14 protein-coding genes are annotated in these 19956 nt (G+C 72.2%); 5 read left to right on the top strand and 9 right to left on the bottom strand.

All coding sequences use genetic code 11. The features are described 5' to 3' along the window. From AB1K54_RS04300 to AB1K54_RS04285, 4 genes are all read right to left on the bottom strand, one after another. A partial coding sequence (locus tag AB1K54_RS04300; protein ID WP_371201467.1) for a transposase occupies positions 1 to 507 on the bottom strand: 507 nt, incomplete at its 3' end. A gap of 56 nt (positions 508 to 563) precedes the next feature. Further along, the gene (locus AB1K54_RS04295; protein WP_371201466.1) at positions 564 to 881 is read right to left on the bottom strand and encodes a hypothetical protein; all 318 of its coding nucleotides are present in this window, start codon (positions 879 to 881) and stop codon (positions 564 to 566) included. A gap of 314 nt (positions 882 to 1195) precedes the next feature. Further along, a complete protein-coding gene (locus AB1K54_RS04290; RefSeq protein ID WP_371201465.1) occupies positions 1196 to 4102 on the bottom strand; it encodes a UPF0182 family protein in 2907 nt (968 codons plus the stop codon). A 95-nt stretch (positions 4103 to 4197) separates the two neighbouring features. Then, complete coding sequence (locus AB1K54_RS04285) at positions 4198 to 5319, bottom strand: PDZ domain-containing protein (protein ID WP_371201464.1); 1122 nt, start codon at positions 5317 to 5319, stop codon at positions 4198 to 4200. A 122-nt stretch (positions 5320 to 5441) separates the two neighbouring features. Between AB1K54_RS04285 and AB1K54_RS04280 the strand changes: the two genes are divergently transcribed. Both AB1K54_RS04280 and AB1K54_RS04275 read left to right on the top strand, forming a co-directional pair. After that, positions 5442 to 6824: a zinc-dependent metalloprotease gene (locus tag AB1K54_RS04280; protein ID WP_371201463.1), complete on the top strand. Its 1383-nt coding sequence runs from the start codon at positions 5442 to 5444 to the stop codon at positions 6822 to 6824. Positions 6825 to 6921: 97 nt separating this feature from the next. Continuing rightward, the gene (locus tag AB1K54_RS04275) at positions 6922 to 7683 is read left to right on the top strand and encodes a hypothetical protein (protein ID WP_371201462.1); all 762 of its coding nucleotides are present in this window, start codon (positions 6922 to 6924) and stop codon (positions 7681 to 7683) included. Here AB1K54_RS04275 and AB1K54_RS04270 read toward each other — a convergent pair. After that, positions 7587 to 9344: an ATP-dependent helicase gene (locus AB1K54_RS04270; RefSeq protein ID WP_371201461.1), complete on the bottom strand. Its 1758-nt coding sequence runs from the start codon at positions 9342 to 9344 to the stop codon at positions 7587 to 7589. The two genes, AB1K54_RS04275 and AB1K54_RS04270, sit on opposite strands and share 97 nt — an antisense overlap. Then, positions 9341 to 10264, bottom strand: a complete 924-nt coding sequence (gene nudC, locus AB1K54_RS04265) for an NAD(+) diphosphatase (RefSeq protein ID WP_371201460.1) — start codon at positions 10262 to 10264, stop codon at positions 9341 to 9343. Before nudC ends, AB1K54_RS04270 begins: the two co-directional genes overlap by 4 nt. 75 nt (positions 10265 to 10339) lie before the next feature. Between nudC and AB1K54_RS04260 the strand changes: the two genes are divergently transcribed. Further along, positions 10340 to 11668, top strand: coding sequence for a phosphotransferase (locus AB1K54_RS04260; protein ID WP_371201459.1), 1329 nt, complete (start codon positions 10340 to 10342; stop codon positions 11666 to 11668). Here the strand turns inward: AB1K54_RS04260 and AB1K54_RS04255 are convergent. Both AB1K54_RS04255 and AB1K54_RS04250 read right to left on the bottom strand, forming a co-directional pair. Then, entirely contained in the window at positions 11551 to 15051 is a 3501-nt protein-coding gene (locus AB1K54_RS04255) for a UvrD-helicase domain-containing protein (RefSeq protein ID WP_371201458.1), read from the bottom strand. The genes AB1K54_RS04260 and AB1K54_RS04255 overlap by 118 nt on opposite strands. Then, positions 15048 to 18317 carry an ATP-dependent helicase gene (locus AB1K54_RS04250; RefSeq protein WP_371201457.1) on the bottom strand — a complete coding sequence of 1090 codons (3270 nt, stop codon included), beginning with the start codon at positions 18315 to 18317 and terminating at the stop codon, positions 15048 to 15050. Before AB1K54_RS04250 ends, AB1K54_RS04255 begins: the two co-directional genes overlap by 4 nt. A gap of 169 nt (positions 18318 to 18486) precedes the next feature. Between AB1K54_RS04250 and AB1K54_RS04245 the strand changes: the two genes are divergently transcribed. Further along, a complete protein-coding gene (locus AB1K54_RS04245) occupies positions 18487 to 18711 on the top strand; it encodes a DUF3107 domain-containing protein (RefSeq protein WP_371201456.1) in 225 nt (74 codons plus the stop codon). 1 nt (position 18712) lies between these two features. Continuing rightward, positions 18713 to 19003 carry a hypothetical protein gene (locus AB1K54_RS04240; protein ID WP_371201455.1) on the top strand — a complete coding sequence of 97 codons (291 nt, stop codon included), beginning with the start codon at positions 18713 to 18715 and terminating at the stop codon, positions 19001 to 19003. A 68-nt stretch (positions 19004 to 19071) separates the two neighbouring features. Here AB1K54_RS04240 and AB1K54_RS04235 read toward each other — a convergent pair whose 3' ends face one another. Continuing rightward, complete coding sequence (locus tag AB1K54_RS04235; protein WP_371201454.1) at positions 19072 to 19785, bottom strand: ferritin-like fold-containing protein; 714 nt, start codon at positions 19783 to 19785, stop codon at positions 19072 to 19074. Positions 19786 to 19956: the final 171 nt, after the last annotated feature.

Below are 19956 nucleotides of genomic sequence, written 5' to 3'. Positions count from 1 at the left end.
GTCGAGGAACAGGTAGGGGAACCAGGTGTGGTCGATCCGGCGGTGCAGGAACTCCTGCACCGCCTCGTCGATCTCGGCGCAGATCCTGGAGACGGTCGAGCGGGAGATGCCCGTGTCATTGCCAAGAGCCCGCACGAGCTGGTCGACCTTACGAGTGGAGACCCCGTCGATCCAGGCCTGGCAGATCACGGCGTAGAGCGCCTTGTCGACCCGGCGGCGGGGGGACAGCAGCGACGGGAAGAACGACCCCTCCCGCAGCTTCGGGATGGCGAGATCAACCTCGCCGGCCGGGGTCGCGAGCGTCTTCGGGCGGGTGCCGTTACGGCGCGTGGTGCGCTCCGGGGTGCGCTGGTGCGGAGCCGCGCCGATCTTCACCGTCGCTTCCGCGTTGATCAGGTCCTGCATGCCGGCCTGCAGCATCCGCCGGAACACGTCAGTGTGGGCAAGGTCAGGATCGGCGAGGACTTCGCCGATCAAGGTCGTCAAGGCAGACTGGTGGTGGGTCATCGTGGGATCTCTTCTTTGCTTCTTGGCGGAAACAACTGGTCATCCCACGGTGGCCCTCAATCGTCAACGACGACGAGGAACCGCAGGAAGTGACACCACGCTATGGGACGCACCCACCGTGCTCTTAATCTGGTCGACCTTTTGTGCGCCAGCAGCTCCCCTGCGACATCGATGTAGAACAGATCACCCTTCGTGAGCTGGTCCGGATCGGTGAACGGCCGCTCGCGGCCGACCTCGAGGCTGACCGGCTCGCCCAATGCGTTCAGGGTGTAGGGGTCACGGAGCGGTCCATCCGGGAGGTTCTCGTTGTAGGCGCGAGCGGCGGCCAGCGTCTGCTGGAGTTCGTCGTCGGGTACGGCGCCGGCTTCCGCCACGTATCCCCGAGATCTCAGAAGCGTGCGCACGTCGGCGTACCAGGTGCCCGCTGTGGGATACGGCAGCGCACTGATGCCGACGAGAACGACTCCGGCGATGGCTACGTTGGCCGGCGACCAGAGGCGCTTTCCGCGAGCGGATGCTTCGTCGCGTGGTCGACTCGGTGAGCGTGTCGGCCACGCCGGGAAGCAGGTGCCCTGCCGCCCCCCGTAAGCGGGTTGCGCCTCAGCGCGCGCGGATTCTGCGCAACCTACGGCTGCGACACGCGAGCGACCCTATCGGCGCCGCCCGCAGGCCGCGCGCGATGGATGCGTCAGCCGCCGAGCTGGATCAGCTTCTCGACGGCGGCGGTGAGCCGGTCGTCGGCCTCGCCGTACGCCGCCCAGTCGCCCTTCGCGAGAGCCGTCTGGCGGTCGAGCATCGCCTGCTGCGCGTCCTGCAGCGCGGCGGTGTACTCGTCGGCAGGCGGCGCAGGATCGGTCGTCTCGGTGGGCGTCGGCGCCGGCTCGGGTGCCGGCGACTCGCCGGGAGTCGGCGTGATGCCCTCATCCCCCGTCTCGGCGCCCGAGTCCCCGCCGAACAGCACGTCGAGGGCCTCCTGGAGGGTGTCTTCGAACGCGACGTCAGACCCGAACGAGACGAGCACCTTCTGCAGCAGCGGGAGCTTCGTGCCGCCGGTGGACTGCACGAACACGGGCTGCACGTACAGCAGTCCGCCGCCGACCGGAAGGGTCAGCAGGTTGCCGTTGACGATCTCGGACGAGCCGAGCTGGAGGACGTTCTTCTCGTCGGCGATCGCCGGGTCGGAGTCGAAGGTGTTCTGCACCTGGCCGGGGCCGGGAACCGGCGTGTCGGCCGAGATCTCGAGCATGCGCAGCTTTCCGTAGCCGGGCGCCTTGACGCCCGCGACGTTCCCCGCGTCGGCGTCGACCGCGAGGTAGCCCATCAGGACGTTGCGCGCGTTGCCCTGGGACGACGGGATGAACGTCGTGAACATCGAGAAGGTGGGCGACTCCTGGCCGGGCATCTGCATCGTCAGGTAGTACGGCGGCTGCAGTCGCTGCTCGTCCTGCGGGTCGTTCGGGGTCTGCCAGCGGTTGTCGCTGTTGTAGAACGAGCGGGCGTCATCGACGTGGTACACGCCGATCAGCGCACGCTGCACCTTGAACAGGTCGGTCGGGTAGCGCACGTGGCTGATGAGCTCGCCCGACATCTCGCTGATCGGCTTGATGGTCGAGGGGTACACCTTCTGCCAGGTCTGGAGGATCGGGTCCTCGTCGTCCCACGCGTAGAGGGTCACCGACCCGTCGTACGCGTCGACGGTCGCCTTGACCGAGTTGCGGATGTAGTTGATGTCGTCGAGCGAGAAGCGCGGCGCGGTGTTGTTCGAGTCGGCGATCGCCTGCTGCAGGCTCACCTGCTTCGAGTAAGGGTACTTGTCGCTGAGCGTGTAGCCGTCGATGATCCACACGATCCGGCCGTCGACGACGCTCGGGTACGGGTCGCTGTCGAGCTCGAGGTACGGGGCGGCTTTGCGCACGCGAGTGAGCGGGTCGCGGTCGTAGAGGATCTGCGACTGGTCGTTCACCCCGTCCGAGAAGAGGATCTGCTCGGACTGGAACTTCAGCGCGTAGATCAGGCGGTTGAACACGCTGCCCACGCTCGGGCCGCCCTGGCCCGAGAAGGTCGTGCGCGTCTCGGTGCCGTCGCGGCCGGACGGGAAGTCGAGCTCCACGGGGTCGGCCGACTCAGGCGCGCCGACGATCGAGTACGTCGGCGAGTACTCGCCGAAGTAGACCCGCGGCTCGAAGGCGTCCTGGTCGGTGAGGAAGCCGCTTGAGGGGATGCCGCGCTCGAGGAAGACCGGCTCGCCGTCGGACGTGCGCTCGTTGCCGGCCGCCGCCACCAGGCCGTAGCCGTGGGTGTAGATGAGCGACGTGGACTCCCACGACGCCGCCGCCGCGCCGAGCTGGTCCATGTTGAGCTCACGGACCGAGACGACCGTGTCCTGCGACTTGCCGTCGATCTGGTAGCGGTCGACGTCGAGCGGATCCTTGAACTGGTAGTAGGAGCGGTACTGCTCGAGCTGCCGCACGGCGGGGCTGACGACTCCCGGGTCCATGATGCGCAGCTGGGCGGTGGTGGCGGCGTCGTTGCGGAGCTGGTTCGGCTCTGCCGTCGTCTCGGCCTGGAAGGGCATCTTCTCGAGCGCGTCGAGGCCGTACGCGGCCTTGGTGCCCGCGAGGTTGCGCTCGTAGTACTGACCGTCGAGGCTCAGCTGGTTGGGGCGCACCTGGAACGTGTTGACGACCCAGGGGTAGCCGATGCCCACCACGAGCGCCGAGACGACCAGGAGCGCCGTGGCCACGAGCGGGTAGCGCCAGCGCCCGATGATCGCGGTGACGAAGAAGAGGATCGCGACCAGGACGGCGACGATCGCGAGGATCGTCTGACCCGGGATCACCGCGTGGGTCTCGGTGTAGCCGGCGCCGGTGATGCGGTCGAGCGCACCCGGCTCGACGAGCGTCTTGTAGCGGTCGAGCCACAGGCTCGCCCCCTGCACGAGCAGGTACAGGCCCGCCAGCACCGCGAGCTGGATGCGGGCGGCCTTCGAGATGCGCAGCTCGCGCTGGCCGATCCGCACCGAGCCGTACAGGTACGCCACCAGCGCCGTGACCAGCAGGCTCACCAGGAGCACGGCAGACACGAAGCCGAGCACCGCGCTGTAGAACGGCATCGCGAACAGATAGAACCCCGTGTCGAGTCCGAACTCTGGATCGGTCGTCGTGGTCTGCACACCGTTGAACCACAGCCACGCGGTCTCCCACTGGGCTGAGGTGGCGAAGCCGGCGAAGAAGCCGAAGAAGACGGGGATGCCCCACATCGCCAGGCGCCGCAGGGGTTCGACGACCTCCTGGTAGCGGTCCAGCTGCGAGCTCAGGCGCGCATAGACCGGGCGCAGGCGATAGGCGAGCTGGATGGCGAGCCACACGGGCACCGCCATGCCGAGGAATCCGACGGCGAACATCACCACGCGCGCCACCCACTGGGTCGCCAGCACGCTCTCGAACCCGATCTGGTCGTACCAGAGCCAGTCGGCGTAGAGGTTGGCGAAGACGAAGAAGCCCACCACCAGCGCCGCGATGATCGCAAGCGTGATGGCGACGATCCGTCGGGAGCGGGAGGGTGTGGCCCTGTTCGGCGCGGAGGTCGTGGTCACGTCTTCATCCTAGATGTCGCGTCGGCGCGGCCGCTTCAGAGGAGGCAACCCCCAGCCAACGTTCAGCGCTCTCGGTGGCATCCGTGATCGAGTCGTCACCCGGCGCACGTGGCAAGCGCGTCGAGGCCCTCGCCGTCGCGGATCGCGCCGAGCACGTCGAGCGCGTCGTCGAGGTCGTCCACGGAGAACACCCGCAGCCCGGCAGGGATGTGCCCGACCACCTCGTCGCAGTTCTCGACGGGGGCGAGGAACCAGGTCGCACCCGCATCGCGCGCACCCCACAGCTTCTGGCGGATGCCTCCGATCGGCCCGACATCGCCGCTGGAGCTGATCGTCCCGGTGCCGGCGACCTTCTCGCCGCCGTTGAGGCTGCCGGGCGTGAGCGTGTCGATGATGCCGAGCGCGAACATCATGCCGGCGGACGGGCCGCCGACGTTGTCGAGCTGGATCGTCACATCGATCGGGAACTCGTAGTCGTTGATGAGCGTCACCCCGATGATCCAGCGCGTCTGGCCTGTCGATTCGGACTCGTGGGGCGTGATGGTCACGGTCTGCTCGTCGCCGTCCCGCTCGATCAGCAGCGCGACCGGGTCGCCGGCGCCCTCGTTGATGACCTGGCGGAGGGCGTCGGCATCCGTGATCTGCTGTCCGTCGGCCTCGAGGATCACGTCGCCCTCTTCGAGCACCCCCTCGGCGGCGCTGTCGTCGATCAGCGAATGCACGGTGATCCGCTGGCCGATGTCGTACCCGAGCTCGCGCAGGGCCGCGGCGGTGGCCTCCTTCTGCGAGTCGACCATGAGCGCGGCGCTTTCTTGGTTGCGCTGCTCGGAGGTCTGGCCGCGCGGGAAGACGGCGTCGATCGGCAGCACTGCCCGGCTCGGGTCGAACCACGCCCGCGCGAGCTCGAACCACGCGGGCGTGCGCTCGCGATTGCCGACCACCTGGACGGTGAGCAGGTCCAGCGCGCCGTCCGTGGGGAAGGTGTCTGCGCCCGCGACCGAGATGAGCGCCACCTCCTCGCCGTCGGACGTCGTGGCCGTGCCGAGCGTGTTGTACACCGGCCCCGGCTTCTGGATGACGTACGCGGTGGGAAGGAACGTGACCACGAGCAGCACGATCAGCGCGATCGCCAGCGCCCACAGCCCGATCTTGGCCGAGCGGCCGATGGGGCGGCGCAGCGCCGACTCGATGGTCACGTTCTCGTCGAACAACGCCACGGAGGTCCTCTCGCTCGTCGTTCGCGACCGGCGTAAGGCGAGCGGTCGCTGCCAGGCGCCCGGCGGAACGGGTGCGACTAGCGTAGAGCCCGACGTGATGACACTGCTGAAAGGCGGCTGAAGTGGCAGACGACGAGCGCAGCCCCGAGGAAGAGTTCCAGGAGATGATCCGACAGCTCTTCGGCGGAGCCGGAGACCTCGATCCGGAACGGCTCTCGCAACTGTCCGGCATGCAGATCGACCCCGCGATGATGCAGACGGTGATGCGCCACCTGCAGGAGGCCTTCTCGGGCGACGGCTCGATCTCGTGGGACCTCGCCGAGCGGCAGGCGCTGCACATCGCCAACCAGGACGACCTCGGCGTGACAGGCGCCCAGCGCTCCGATCTCGACCAGGCCTTCGCCCTCGCGAACCTGTGGCTGAGCGAGGCCACCGCGATCTCGGAGCTGCCGAGCCCGCCACGCCCGATCACCCGCGGCGGCTGGGTGCAGGCGACCCTGCCGGTGTGGCAGGAGCTCGCCGAGCCGGTGGCCACGAGCATCGCCGACGCGCTCACGTCGACGTTGAGCGACCAGGCGCCCGACGACATGCAGGGACTGGTGCAGGGCGCGGGGCGCGTCATGCGGACCGTCGGCGGGTCGCTGTTCGCCACGCAGCTCGGCCACGTCGTCGGCAACCTCTCGAAAGAAGTCGTGAGCGGCGGGGATGTCGGCATTCCGCTCATGCCCGACGGGGACGCCGTCATCCTGCCGCAGAACTTCGCGGACTTCGGCCGCGACCTCGAGATCCCCGAGGACCAGCTCGCGCTGTACCTCGCGACCCGCGAGCTTGCCCACGCGCGCCTGTTCCGCCACGCTCGCTGGCTGCGGCTGCACGTCATCTCGCAGGTCACCGACTACGCGCGCGGCATCCACGTCGACACGAGCGCCCTCGAAGAGCTCGCGTCGCGCTTCGACCCGACCGAGCCCGAAGAGCTGCGGGCCGCGATCGAGAGCGGCGCGCTGCTGCCCACCCGCTCGGACGCGCAGGTCGAGGCGCTCCGGCGGCTCGAGAACCTGCTCGCCACGATCGAGGGGTGGGTCGATGTCGTGACCGCGGCCGCGACCTCGCGCCTTCCGAGCGCGCCCCGCATCGCCGAGGCCGTGCGCCGACGCCGCGCCGTCGGCGGGCCCGCCGAGCAGGCGCTCGGGTCGCTGGTGGGCCTCGAGCTGCGCCCGCGTCGCATGCGCGAGGCCGCGGCGATGTGGCAGGCGGTGACGGATGCCGTCGGCACGACGGCCCGCGATGCGCTGTGGGACTACCCCGACCTCATGCCCGACGCCTCCGACATCGACGACCCGTCAGCGCTGGTGGCGCGCCTCGAGGCGCGTGCGCGCGGCGAGGAGCCGGCGCCCGACGCGTTCGACGACGCCCTCGCGAAGCTCCTCGCCGGCGAGGACGCGTGCGAGGGCGACACAGGCGACGCGGAGCCCGGCGACGAGCACCCCGGCGGTCGGCCGGTCTGAGGCATCCTCTCCTCCACAGGCGCGGGCGGGCGCGCGAGCACCCCACGCGCATGTGGACAACCGTCGCGACCGCCTCTTCGAGGACGATGATCGGGGGATGCTCCGACTCGACCCGTCACATCCGCCGCTGTGGCGCGACCCCACGACCCTGCAGTTCGGCATCGACGCCGTCGCGGTGCTCGACGACCCCCAGCCGTGGCAGGAGCGCATCGTGCGCGAACTCGAGGACGGGTTCCCCGATGCCGCGCTCGGCCCGCTCGCCGAGTCGTTCGGCGCCCCGCCCGGCGGCGCGGCGGCGATGATCGACCGCATCGGGGCGGCGTTCGAGATCGTCGGCACGACACCCGTGAGAGTCGGTGTGGTGGGCGTCGACGGGATCGACCCCGCCATCGTCGACGCCGTCGCCGAGGCGCTCGTCGCCGCGGATCATCCGGTCACCGTGCTCGACGACGTCGTGTCCGAGCCCGCGCTCGCGGGACTCGACGACGTGGTGATCGTCGCGCACCACGTGGTGCATCCGCGCCACGGCGGCCCTCGCGCTCGCAGACCTGCCGCACCTGCCGATCGTCTTCTCGGGAGCCCGCACCCAGGTCGGTCCGAGGGTCGTTCCCGGCCTCACCGCGTGCCTCGCGTGCGACGCCGCGCACCTGCGCGACGCCGACCCGGCCTGGCCGGCCCTCGCCACGCAGCTGATCGGGGCGCGCGCGCCGCGCGTCACGCGCGCCGACGCGTGGGAGGCCGCCCTCGTGGCGGCACGGCTGCTCAGCGAGACCGCGGATGCCGGTACCGATCCGCGGTCGCTGACGCTGCACGCGCGGTCGGCCCGGCGGCAGGCGCGGACGCACCGCCCGCATCCTGAATGCGGCTGCCGATCTCTGTCAGGAATCGCGACGGTCCACGATCTCGCGGACCGCGCGACCACGACACCGCGAGCGTTCGCGCGGCGCGCGTGATGCCGACGTACGCGAGGCGCCGCTCCTCGTCGACCTGCTCGGCGGTGACCGCGTACCCGATCGGCAGCTGCCCTTCGGCCAGTCCGACCAGGTGCACGTGCGGCCACTCGAGCCCCTTCGCCGCATGGAGCGTCGACAGCGTCACGGTACGCAGGCCGGGCTCATGCTGCGCCTTCGCTCGCGCGAGCAGTTCGTCCGCGAACGCGCGCAGCGTCGTTCCGGCGGGCGCCTCCTCAGCCAGCCGCAGCAGCGCCGCCCGAGCCTCCCACGCGTCGCGCAGCGCGCCCCCCGCCTGCGGCGGGTCGTCGGTGAAGCCGACGGAGCGCAGCACGTCGCGCACCGAATCGACGAGGCCCGACTGCAGCGGCGCGACGGCCGCGGCACGCAGCGCCATGAGGCCCTGGCGCACCTCGGGCAGATCGAAATAGCGGCGTCCGCCGAGCACGGTGGCCGCGACCCCGACGTCTGCCAGGGCGCGCGATATCTCGACGGACTGCGCGTGCGAGCGGTAGAGCACGGCGATCTCGCGCGGGTCGGCTCCCGAGGCGATGCGGGCGGCGACGGATGCCGCGACCCCGCGCGCCTCTGCCTCGTCGTCGCGGTACGCGGTGACCGTCGGGGCCGGGCCCGACCCGCCGACTCCCGCCGCCATGAGGTGCAGGGCGCCGGGTCTGCCGCGCATGAGCTCGTTCGCAACGTCGAGGATCGCGGCATCGGACCGGTGGTTCGTCTCGAGGCGGATGACGCGCGCATCCTCGTACACCCTCTGGAAGTCGAGCAGGAATCGGGCGTCCGCTCCGGCGAACGAGTAGATCGTCTGGCTCGCGTCGCCGACCACGCACAGGTCGCGACGGTCGCCCAGCCAGAGCTCGAGCAGACGGTGCTGCAGGGGTGAGACATCCTGGAACTCGTCGACGGTGAAGTGCCGGTACTGCTCGCGAACCGCCTTCGAGACCTGGGGTTCGGCCTCGAGCATCCCGGCGCACGCGAGCAGCACGTCCTCGAAGTCGAGCTGGCGCCGCTCGTCCTTGAGCTTCTCGTAGGCGCGCTGCAGGTCGGCCACCTTCGACACGTCGAGGCGTCCGACCCCGGTCGGCCGCTCGGCGGCGTACTGCTCGATGCTGCGCATCGTGACCTTGCGCCACTCGATCGCGCTGGCGACGTCGCGCAGCGTCGCGGTGTCGGGTGCCAGTCCCACCGTGTCGGCCGCGTGCGCGAGCAGCTTCACCTTGTTGTCGACCACGGCCGGTGCGCGGTCGCCGGCGAGCGTCGGCCAGAAGAAGTTGAGCTGCGCGAGGGCGGCCGCGTGGAAGGTGCGCGCCGCCACACCCTCGACGCCGAGGTCGCGCAGTCGCCCGCGCATCTCGCCTGCCGCCTTCGCCGTGAAGGTGACCGCCATGACGCGGCCGGGCGAGTAGGCCCCCGTGTCGACGCCGTGCGCGATGCGGTGCGTGATGACACGCGTCTTTCCGGTGCCGGCGCCGGCCAGCACGACGACCGGACCGCGCAGCGCCCGGACCGCTTCGAGCTGGCGCTCGTCGAGACCCTGCAGAGCGCCTGTGCTCATGCGCGCCCCGCGTGCCAGTCCGAGATCAGCGAGTGCGCGATCGACGAGGGCCCGGGAAGCTTCAGGTCGCCCTCGCCGGCGAGTCCTCGGCCGATCTCATCGCGGCCGAACCAGCGCACCTCGACGATCTCTTCGCCATCGGGTCGCGCGGCGGAGTCGTCGACGGCCGTCGCGAGAAAGCCGAGCATGAGGCTTCGCGGGTACGGCCACGCCTGCGACCCGCGGTAGCGCAGGTCCGCGACCTCGATCCCGGCCTCCTCACGCACCTCGCGCACAACGGTCGACTCGATCGACTCCCCCGCCTCGACGAACCCGGCGAAACACGAGAACCGGTCCGTGCCCCACATCGCGTTCGAGCCCAGCAGCAGGCGGTCAGGGTCTGCCGCGCTGGTCACGGCGACGATGACCGCCGGATCGGTGCGCGGGAAGTGCTCGCGCCCGCACGACGGGCACGAGCGCGACCACCCCGCCGCGGCGACGCGGGTCAGCGCGCCGCACGCGGGGCAGTGCGGAGCCTCGAGCAGCCAGCGGCCCAGGCTCAGCGCCTCGACGAAGGCGCCGGCGTCGTGGGCGCTCAGCGCGCCGCCGATCGCACGCAGCGAACCCCAGCCGTCCGATGTGGCCAGCGGCGTCTGCGCGTCGCCCGCGAACACCGCCGCCAGCACCGCCGCCCTCCCGTCAGCGGCCGACTCACGCCCGAGGAACGCCCATGTCCCGCCCTCGGCCACAGCCTGCGGCGAGACCCACCGCAGGCCGGCGCCGCCGCCCGCGAGTGGTGCGCGATCGCCGTGGATCACGAGCACGCGGGTGGCGGCATCCGCCCTCGCGCTCTCGATCAGCCCCGCAGTGGCGCGCTCGGCACCGGCGCGGTCGAGCCCGGCTCGGGCCAAAGGCGGCTGGGGTCTGCGGGACGACGTCATCGAAGACCTCTCTGCGCTCGGCGAGCCAGGGCGTGGCGCGGTGGCGGACCGGCGCGCCCGACCTACCCTGGGCACATGGCACGCTCACCCCTCACTCTAGCCGCGTCGGTGACCTCGGCTCTTCCGGGGATCGCGGTCGTCGGGGCGGGGCTGCTCACCGAAGCAGCAGCCGGACGCTACGACTCCGCCGTTGCCGATCTCGAAGACGGCCGACGTGTCGTCGTGCGAGCACCCGCCGATCCCGCAGCAGCGCCCGAGCTCGCCGCCGAAGCGCGCGCGCTGCGCGCACTCACCCCCGGCGTGCGGGGGCTGCTGCCCTTCCGCGCGCCGGAACTGCTCGGCGAAGCCGGGGTCGGCGAGGCACGCGCGATCGTGGTGGACTTCCTTCCCGGCTACCGCGTGGACGCCGCGCATCTGCCGGCGGGGCGCGGCGCGGCGACGTCCATCGGCGAGGCGCTCGCCGCCCTGCACGCCCTGCCGGTCTCGATCGCCCGCGCGGAGGGCCTTCCCGCGCGCACCGCCGCGCAGGTGCGGCACGATGTCGAACGTCTCATCGACCGCGCGCAGGCCACCCGGCGCGCGCCCGCCGACCTGATCGCCCGCTGGCGCACGGCTGCCCAGACCGATCGGCTGTGGCGCTTCGAGTCGGCAGTGGTGCTGGGCGGAGCCGGCGCCGCATCGTTTCTCTTCGAAGACGTGGGCGGCGCGCCCACGGTCACGGGCTTGCTCGACTGGCACGGGCTGTCGGTCGGCGACCCCGCGACCGATCTGCAGTGGCTCTCGTCGGCGCCCGCTGCCGCGGCCGATGTGCTCGAGTCGTACACCGCGCACAGCCACCGCGCCCCTGATGCGCTCGTCCACGAGCGCTCCCGGCTGTACGCCGAGCTCGAGTTCGCGAACTGGCTGCTGCACGGTGTCGACACGGGCCGCGACGACATCGTCGACGACGCCGTGCACCTGCTCGAATCGCTGGCCGCGGGAGTGCGCGGCGTCCCCCTCCTTCCGGATCCCTCGCGAGGCGTCGACGACGCGCTCGCGCTGCTCGATCGCACCCCCGATGCCTCGCCCGCCGTCGTGGACACCTCGATGCAGACCGACGCGTACGACCCCGACCTGCTCGCGCAGTGGGTGCGCGGCGAACCGGGCGACGCGGATGCGCCGGCCGACGAGCCCGGCACAGCGGATGCGGCCGATGCCGCACCCCTGTTCACCGATGAGCCGGAAGCCTCGACCGCGCCGATCGACATCTCGGACCTGACCGCGCCCACGCAGGCCACCGCCGGTGATCAGGCCCCTGAGCGGCGCGAGCCCGACTCCCCCGTGGACGCCGACGCCGAGGCGGACGCCGCAGAGCGCGCGTCGCGCGCGGCGTTCCAGCGCTGGACGAGCTCCGCCTCGGAGTAGACGCGATCCGACCGGATCACGAGGTCGTCCGACACGTAGTACAGCGCGACGTCGATCTCGTCGAGGGGCACACCGTGGCGCTTGTGGTACGCCACCCGGTAGAGCGCGAGTTGAAGCATCCGCTCCGTCGTCTCGGCGGCGGTCTTCGGCGGCCTGCCGGTCTTCCAGTCCACGATCTCGATGCGCCCCCCACGGTCGTCGCGGCGGAACACCGCGTCGAGCTTGCACACGACCAGGCCGAGGCCGTCGGCGCCGCCGAGCATGATGTCGATCTCGGTCTCGACCTCGAGCGGACGCAGCCCAGCCCACTCCGAGCGCTCGAAGATGCCCTGCAGCCGCGTGAGCTCGGCGGCGTCGGAGACGGATGCCTCGGTCTGAGCTCCGTCGTCCTCGTCGAGCTCCCACAGGCCGTCGTCGATCGAGGCACCCGGCCCGACGAGTCCGGACCGGTGCTCCACCCACTCGTGGAACAGCGTTCCGAGCCGTGTCTGGCGATACGGCCGCTCGGGCATCGGACGCACGATCGCCTCGGCCGTGTGCCCGAAGTCCTCTACGAAGTCCTTGAAGCGCGACGCCGCGACCCGGGTCGGTGCTTCGGCCGCGCGGCGCCGTTCGCGCGCGGAGCGTTCGCGAAGCAGGCGCTCGAGCTCGGGTTCGGGGTCGGCGCGCCACGACACCTCGCGCGCGGAGTCGACCAGCGCGGCAGCGGCGGTGACCCCCCCTCGACGTGACCCGAGCGGGTCGAGAGGCCACCGCAGCGTCGCCCCGGCACGCCCCTCGTACGGGTTCTCGACGGCGTCGAGCTCTATCGGATCGAGCCCGAGCGCGCCGATGATCTCTTCGAGATAGGCGCTGGGCTTTCTCGAGGTCTTCTGCCCGCCCCACTGCGACCCGGTCAGCAGCAGATCGGTGCGCGCTCGCGTGACCGCGACGTAGGCCAGGCGACGCTCCTCATGCTCGAGGTGCGCCTTGACGCCCGCCTTGAAACGCTCGATCGTCTCTCGCAGGCTCTTTCGATCGCCCGCGGTCGCGGCCTGCCAGTCGAACACGGGAAGCGCATCGCGGTCGCCGCGGAACGGGTACGGCAGCACGCCGAACCCGAGCCAGCCGAGGGTGCTGCGCGGGCTCTTGGGCAGCTCGAGCTCCACGAGGCGCACGACGGCCACCGCGTCCCACTCAAGGCCCTTCGAGCCGTGGACGGTGAGCAGCTGCACGACGCCGGGCTCGGGCGGCTCGGGCCTGGGCATGAGCTCGTCGGTCTCCTCGGCGTGGTCGAGCCAGGCCAACAGACTCCCGATCGAGCCGCGCTCGTCGGCGGCGAGGAACGAGCGCACCTCGTCCACGAAGGCGCGCAGCTGCGCCGCCGCGAGCCGCGCCGGACCCCGCGTCTCGTTCGCCGCCAGCTCGATGTCGAGGCCGAGCTCGAGCTCGATCGTGCGGATGAGTTCGGGGATGGGCTGGCCGACGGCTGCGCGGAGCCGGTGGAGCATGGCGCCCGCGTCTCGCACACGCCGCACGCCCTCCGGGGTGAACCTCGACAGGAACCCGTGCTCGGGGGGTGCCGAGCGCGCGAACTCGACGGCGTCGATGATCGAGGACTGCTCGTCGGCGCCGACCGATCCGCGCAAGCGCGCGAGCAGCTCGTCGTCGTGGCGGGTCCGCGACTCGTCGCGCTGGGCGAGCGTCACCGCGAGGTCGTGCAGCGCAGCCATGTCGGCCACCCCGACGCCGAAGCGCGGCCCGACCAGCAGCCGGATCAGCGAGGACCCCTGCGTCGGATCGCTCAGCACCCGCAGCACCGCGACGACATCGACGACCTCGGGCGTCGACAGCAGGCCGCCGAGCCCGAGGATGCGATGCGGGATGCCGCGCGCCGCGAGCGCGTCGGCGAAGGTCGACATGTGGCGCTTCGCGCGGAACAGGATCGCGCCGGCGTGCGGCCTGGCGTCGGGGTTCGCCCGGGCGTGGGCCTCGCGCACGCGTGCGAACCACGCCGCGACCTCGTCGGCCTCTTCTTCGATCGTCGCCGGGAAGCGGCACTCGAGGACACCCTCACCGGCTCCGGGGCGAGCTTCGAGCTCGGCGACCGGCACGCCCACGGGCGCCGCGTGCGCGATGAGCGCGTTCGCGGCCGAGAGGATCCGCCGGTCGTTGCGCCAGCTCACCATGAGCTGGAACGCGTCGCATCGCGTGTCGCGGGCGAACGCGCGCGCGAACGTCCCCAGGTTGTCGGCGCTGGCACCGCGCCAGCCGTAGATCGACTGGTGCGGGTCGCCCACGGCCATCACGGCGGTGTCGTGGAACACCGCCGACAGCAGCTCGGTCTGCAGCACCGAGGTGTCCTGATACTCGTCGAGGAGCACCACCCGGTATTGTCCGCGCAGTTCGTCCGCGACCGCAGGCGCACGCCCGACGATCTCGAGCGCCCCCGCGACCTGGTCGGCGAAGTCGAGCGCTCCCTGCTCCTGCTTCGCGGTGGCGTAGTCGCGCACGAGCCCGGTGAGCACGCCGAGTCCGCCCATCGCGTTGTGCAGCTTCTCGACGTCGGTCGGGGCGGCGCTCGTGCTGACGAACGGCGCCACCGCCGTCTCGACGCGCCCGGCGAACGCGGCGATCTGGTCGAGATCGGCACGGTTGTCGAGCACCTCCCCCGACAGCCGCTGCACCGCGTCCACGACCGTGCCGAATCGGTCCTCACGCCGGGCGAGGCGCTCGTCGATCGAGGCCACGACGACCCGGCGTGCCATCAGCCACGACCCGGATTGGCTGAGCAGCGCCGCGTCGGCGTCGCGCCCGATGCGCGCGCTGTGCTCGCGCACGATCGCATCGGCGAACGCGTTGTAGGTCGACACGCGGGGGCGCAGCAGCATCTCTTCCGCGGGGCGGGCGGCCGCGGCATCCGGAGTCCATCCCGTGCCGACGCGCGCCGCCAGCTGGTCGAGGTGCGCCGCGAGCGCGGTGCGGCGGTTGCGCTCGGGAACGATCGAAACGCGCTCCCACAGCGCGGCCAGATCGCCCGCGTCGGCGAGGGCGGCCAGGTGCGGCAGCAGGCCTCGGCGCGCGTACTCGTCGATGCGGGCGAGGCGCGCGTCGATCCGCTCGGCCAGCTCACCGGCGGCCTTGCGGGTGAAGGTCAGGCCGAGCACCTCGTCGCGCCGCACGTGCCCGTTCGCGACCAGCCACACGACGCGCCCGGCCATCGTCTCGGTCTTGCCGCTCCCAGCCCCGGCGATCACGAGCGCGGGCGCCGGCGACGCCTCGATCACGCGGCGCTGGTCGGCGGTCGGCTCGGGCAGGCCCAGCGCCAGCGCGATGACGGACGCCGAAAGCCGGAGCGGGCCGCACCATTCGACCGGCACGGCCTCGATGGCGGGCGAGGTCACGCGGAGCTCACCGCCTTGACGGTGTGCAGCCGGCAGACGGCGAAATGATCGGACGTGCAGTGCTGGTCGACGTTCGCGATGAAGGATGCCGCGGCCATCCCCCGCGCGTCGGCGACGACCCGCTCGAGGAACGCGATGCGCACGGCGTCGGTCATCGCCGGCTGGTGCGCGATGCGGTAGTCCGTCTTCGCGAGCTTCTTCGACAGTACGAGCAGCCGCGCTCCGGCGTTCTCCAGGCCCGGCGGCAGCTCGAGCACGCCCGCGTCGATCGCAAGCTGGTACGCCGCCAGCTGCGCGTCGTCGACCACCTTCGGAGCGCTCACGCGGTTCTCGGACCGGCCCGTCTTGAGGTCGACCACGACCACCCTCTTGCCTCCCCCGCCGAACGGGACGTCTTCGCCGCGCTCAGGCGGATACACCTCGATCCGGTCGATCGAGCCGCTCAGCACCGCCGTCGCGGTGCCCTCCTGCGCCTCGTGCGCCGGTTCGCCGCCCTCGGCGGACACCGCGTCGCTCGCGAGTGCGCCCGTGTACGCGCGCACGCGGGGCGGGGCATCCGTCGCCTCGGGTGCCTCGATCGCGAGGCGGAAACGCGCCTCTGCGCCGGTCACCTCACCGCCCTCGCTCGCGAAGCGCGTGAGGTAGATCGCGAGCCGCTGCACGAGAGTCTCGGCCCACGCGCGCTCCTGCCGCTCGAGCCACGGCGCCTCGAAGTCGAGCTCTCCCCACCGCTCGTCGACGACGCGGCGCAGGTCGTCGATGCCGCCGCCGTGCTCCATCGCGGCGTGCAGGATCGTGCCCAGGCCCGACGAGAACGAGCGCGTATCGCCTCCGAGCGCCCGGATCGCCCAGTCCAGACCGCATGCCTCGAACCCCTCGAGCCGCGACGGCGAGACCTTCACCGGCGAGCGCTCCAGGTCGTGCAGGGGCGCGTCGGAACTGGGCGGCATCACGCCGTACCACTGCTCAGGCGCCGCGCCCGGCACCCCCGCCTCCGCCAGGAGCACGAGCTGGGCAGCGGATGCCGCGCGCGTCGCGTCGTCGTCGGTGGTCGTCAGCACACGGCGATGCCGGGCCACGAGCCCGCGCAGCGTGAGCGGATGGCCGGCCGCGGCATCGGTGTCGTCCTGCGGCTCGGGAAGGTAGGCGAACAGCGGGCTCGGCCCGAGATCGTCGTCGTCCACGGCGGTGACGACGAGCCGGCGCCGCGCCCGCGACACCGCGCGCGCGAACAGGCGCAGCTCTTCATGGAGCACCTCGCGACGCCGATCGAGGATGCCCGGCTGCACTGTGTCGTGGCCGGCCCGCCAGGCTTCGACGTCGTCGGCGAGACGCCACGCGTCGAGCAGCCCGCCGCGCAAGCGCGTGTTCGGCCACACCCCCTCCTGGAGTCCGGCGATCACGACGCACTCGAACTCGGCGCCGAGCGCCGCGGCGGGCGTCAGCAGCGCCACCGCGCCCGGACGATCGGGCGCCGTCAAGAGGTCTTCGGGAACCTCGCTGTCGAGGATGTCGCGGATGAAGGGGCCCGGCCCGACAGCTCCCGAGCCCTCGACCCCCGAACGCTCGACGTATCGCTTCGCCGCCCCGAACAGCGCCACGAGCGCATCCAGAGCCCGCCCCGCCTCGGCCGCCTGCGGCCCGGTTCCCGCGGCGCGCTGGCCCCAGGTGCGGTGCAGACCCGAGCGATCCCACACCAGCCACAGCAGGTCGTGGATCGTCTCGCCGCGCTCCCCCGCCTCGTGCACCAGCCGCAGGGTGGTCGCGAGCTTCTCGGCCCGGTGCGCGTCGGGCGCGTCGATCAGCGCGAGGACCGCGGGCTCGGCCATCGCCTCGGCCAGCAGCTCGCCCGCCGAGCGCGAGCCGCCGGCGGCGAGCTCGAGGGTGCGCAGCCGCGCCCGGACGCGACGCAGCCCCACCGCGTCCAGCCCGCCGTACGGCGTCAGCAGCGCGTCGCCGAGGGCGTCGGGGTCGCGCTCGTGAGGCTCGGCCAGACCCAGCCGCACCAGTCGCACCAGGTCGCGCACCACCTGCTCGCGACCGAGCGGGCGCGGCGCGCTCCCGGCGCGGACCGGCACCTCGCGCGCTGCCAGCTCGGTCTCGAGGTGGGCGATCTGCCGGGTGTCGTGGGCGATGACCGCCATCTCGTCCCACGGGATGTCGTCCATCACGTGCCACGTGCGCAGCACGCGCGCGATGCGATCCACCTCTTCGAAGGGCGACGCTGCCAGCACCGAGGCCACGCGCGGGTCGTCCACAGGCTCCCCCGGCGCTCGGCGGTGGTCTACCCGGCCGCTTGCCCCGATCGATGCGGTGACCGTTCGGGTGAGCCGTGTCAGCGCGGGCGACGCCCGGTGCGCGCCGCCCAGCACGTGGATCGGGCCGAGCACCCGCACGATGCGCTCGAAGAGCTCGGGGCCCGCGCCGCGGAAGGCTCCCGACCCGATGTCGGGATCGCCGAACGCGACGACTGCGATGCCGCGCTCGCGCGCCGCCTCGAGCAGGGCGACCCCGCCGCGCGTGAGCTCCTGCGCATCGTCGACGAGCAGCACCCGCAGCTGCCCGGCAGCGCCGATCGACCCCTCGCCCGCGCTCGCGAGGATGCCGGCGGCCTCGTGCACGAGCTCCGCCGGATCGCGGTGGGCGCCGCGCATGCGCGCGAGGGCATACCGGTAGTCCTCGAAGAACGCGGCAGCCGCCATCCACGTGTCGCGCCCGGTCGCCGCCCCGAGCGAGGCCAGCCCCCGAGGCGTCAGCCCGAGGTCGGAGCACTGCGCGAACAGCGCCCGCAGCTCGGCGCGGAAGGGCCTCGAGCGACGCACCGCCGAGCCGAGGGACTCGGGCCAGCGGTCGCGGCCGGCCGTCGCATCTTCTTCGTCGCCGGCCAGCAGCTCGGCGATGATGCGGTCCTGGTCTCCGGCGGTCAGCAGCAGCGGCGCCGGCTCGCCGCGCGCGACCGACGCGGCCCGCACGAGCTGAAAGGCGAACGACGCGACCGAGCGGGCGAGGGGCCCCGGCGCGGCGATGTCGAGCCCCGCGACGACGCGGTCGCGCAGGGCCGTGGCCGTCTGCCGCGTCGGGGTGAGCACGAGCAGCTGCTCGGGGCGCAGACCCCCGCTTCGCAGCAGCCGCGCCACGCGCGCCACGAGCGCCGCTGTCTTGCCGCTGCCAGGCGCGCCGACGACGACGCCGGATGCCTCGGGTGCGAGATCGACGACGGCTCGCTGCGCGTCGTCCTGTGCCGACGCAGGGCTTCCCGGGGTCATGACCAGCACGCTATCGCGCACCGGCGACATCGCCGCGATCGGCTCCGCGGGCTGGCGTGCCCGTTCGCCCACAGCGTGCGCCGCGCGCCCCGCCCGCGGGTCGCCGCGTTCCCGACCTGTCGTAGAGTTGCCATGCGCCCGATCCGGGCACGAGAGGAAGGGCAGTCACGTGGAGATCCGCATCGGCATCACGAACACCGGCCGCGAGCTCAGCTTCGAGACGAGCGAGAGCTCCGACGCGGTCAAGAAGTCGGTCGCCTCGGCCCTCGACTCGGGTGCCACGCACGTGACGTTCACCGACACCAAGGGCAACTCCTACATCGTGCCGACCGCGGGCCTGGCCTATGTCGAGCTCGGCACGGAGGAGTCGCGCCGCGTCGGGTTCGTGGCCTGACATGCAGATCCTCCTCGGGTTCATCGTCGGGGCGTGCATCGGCCTCGCGCTGCACTACGCCGCACCCCACCGCGACACGCGCGGTGTGGCCCTCGCACCGATCCTGGGCGCGCTCGCCGCGGGCCTGGCGTGGATGATCCTGACCTGGGCGGGCCAGGGCGTCGACAGCCTGTGGATCTGGCTCGCCGCCTTCGTCGCCCCCGCCGTGGTGGTCTACCCGACGCTGCTCGTGCTGGGTCGCGTGCGCATCGCGCACGACGAGCGCGAGCAGGCACGCCTGCGGATCGCCTGATCCGGCCGATCGCCTGATCCGGCGGATGCCTCGGCCGAGGCATCCGTCTCCGGCACTGCTGTGCGCTGCTACGCCGCCAGCCCCATCGCGTCCATGCGGCGCGAGTGGGCGGCCATGAGCTCGGTGAACACGGGCTCGACCTTGCGCTCGTCGGCGGCGTCCAGCCGCGCAGGTCGCAGCGCTCCGCGTGCGATGAGGAGCGTGTCGCCCACGAGCCTGCGGCCCCACATCGCCAGCAGGGACTCCCACTCCGGGTCGCTCGCGATGGCCGCGCCGAGGATGTCGACGATCGCCTCGCGGTCGTCGTCCGCCCGCAGCGCCCGCGCGACCCGGCGCCCGGTGTCGCCGTAGCTCGCCGACAGCGCGAGATAGAAGTCGTCGAGCATCCCCGCCGTGATGTGCACCGACAGCAGGGTCTCCTGCGGGCGCACGCCGTGGGTCGCGCGCCGGAACGCGTCGAGCGGCTCGCGGAAGGGCAGCATCAGTTCGGTCGGGTCGTCGCCGCGCTCGCGGATGAGCGCGACGAGCTCCTCGTGCTTGCGCAGCGCCGCGCCGGCCGCGCGCGAGAGGGCCTCCTTCTGCGCGAGCTCGGGGGTCGACGCGATCAGCTCGCTGAGCGTCTCGAAGAACCCGAGCTGCAGGTAGGCCGCCTGCCCGAGGAAGGTGTCGACGTCGGGAGCGAGCTGTTCGAACGCCACGCGCAACCCGTCGCCGAGGTCGCCGCGCGTGCGCAACTGCAGCTTGCGCCCGGTCTCTCGACGCTGCCAGAACCACCTCACCACGGCCCCAGCCTAATCGGCAGTCCCGGGCCGCACCGCGCGATCTCGAGCGGGTCCGGTATTCTGGAGGCGTCCCCGGCGTCGGACCGGGGCTCCCGCGCCTGTGGCAGAGAATGGGCGTGGACCGCATCTCCGCCCGCGCCGAGGCATTCTCCCGGCGCCCGGGCACGGACC

Source organism: Microbacterium sp. BWT-B31, from assembly GCF_041379855.1.
In the GTDB taxonomy this organism is placed as follows: Bacteria; Actinomycetota; Actinomycetes; order Actinomycetales; family Microbacteriaceae; genus Microbacterium.
This window is presented reverse-complemented; position numbering and strand designations above follow the sequence as displayed.

Bases quoted from the DNA above. Each gene is read 5' to 3' on its own strand.
- AB1K54_RS04240 (WP_371201455.1), top strand. From the start codon at position 18,713: ATGCAGATCCTCCTCGGGTTCATCGTCGGGGCGTGCATCGGCCTCGCG.
- AB1K54_RS04275 (WP_371201462.1), top strand. From the start codon at position 6,922: ATGCTCCGACTCGACCCGTCACATCCGCCGCTGTGGCGCGACCCCACG.
- AB1K54_RS04250 (WP_371201457.1), bottom strand. From the start codon at position 18,317: ATGACCCCGGGAAGCCCTGCGTCGGCACAGGACGACGCGCAGCGAGCC.
- nudC (WP_371201460.1), bottom strand. From the start codon at position 10,264: ATGACGTCGTCCCGCAGACCCCAGCCGCCTTTGGCCCGAGCCGGGCTC.
- AB1K54_RS04260 (WP_371201459.1), top strand. From the start codon at position 10,340: ATGGCACGCTCACCCCTCACTCTAGCCGCGTCGGTGACCTCGGCTCTT.
- AB1K54_RS04270 (WP_371201461.1), bottom strand. From the start codon at position 9,344: ATGAGCACAGGCGCTCTGCAGGGTCTCGACGAGCGCCAGCTCGAAGCG.